Source organism: Microbacterium daqui, from assembly GCF_050408675.1.
GTDB lineage: Bacteria > Actinomycetota > Actinomycetes > Actinomycetales > Microbacteriaceae > Microbacterium.
This window is the reverse complement of record NZ_JBNTKF010000050.1, coordinates 1-670: the sequence shown is the minus strand read 5'-3', so window position 1 is coordinate 670 and position 670 is coordinate 1. Positions and strand designations below refer to the sequence as shown.

Sequence of the window (670 nt, the reverse complement as noted above, 5' to 3'; positions counted from 1 at the left end):
GTGTGATGTCCAGGCAGGTTGTTGAGTCTGCTGATGGGTGCGGCTCCGACTGCGGAGTGGTGCCTGTGATGATTGTAGGTGTGTAGCCAGGCGGGTAGCGCGGCTCGGCGTTCGGATTCTGATCCGTAGAAGCGTGCGTAGGCCCAGCCGTCGGCGAGGGTGCGGTGGAACCGCTCGATCTTGCCATTGGTCTGTGGACGATAGGGGCGGGTGCGCTTGTGTCGGACGCCGAGCAGGGTGCAGGCATCTCGCCATGCGTAGGAGCGATAGGCCGACCCGTTGTCGGATAAGACGCGCTCGACTGTGACGCCGCGATCTGCGAACCAGGCGACAGCGCGTTCAAGGACACCGATCGCCGTGACGGCCTTCTCGTCGGTGCAGATCTCGGCGTAGGCAACGCGGGAGTAGTCATCGATAACGGTATGGACGAATGCGGTGCCGATGTTCGGGTGACCTTTGCTGGTTCTTCCCGTGCGGAGAGCCGTCGTCGCCTTGTGTTTGTCTCCTTGCTGCTTGCCGACGAACCGCCAGCCACCACCATCGGGGATGCTGCCGAATTTGGTCACGTCGACGTGAATCATCGATCCGGGATGGGGATGCTCGTATCGGCGGATGGGTTCGCCGGTAACCCGATCGATATGACTGAGTCTGTTGATCCGCGCGCGCACCA

General features: G+C 62.1%; 1 protein-coding gene. It reads right to left on the bottom strand.

Features of this window, described 5'->3' with window-relative positions; translation table 11 throughout:
- Positions 1-670 (bottom strand): IS481 family transposase (locus tag ACQUSY_RS13380; RefSeq protein ID WP_428904931.1); only part of this gene is annotated, 670 nt, incomplete at both ends.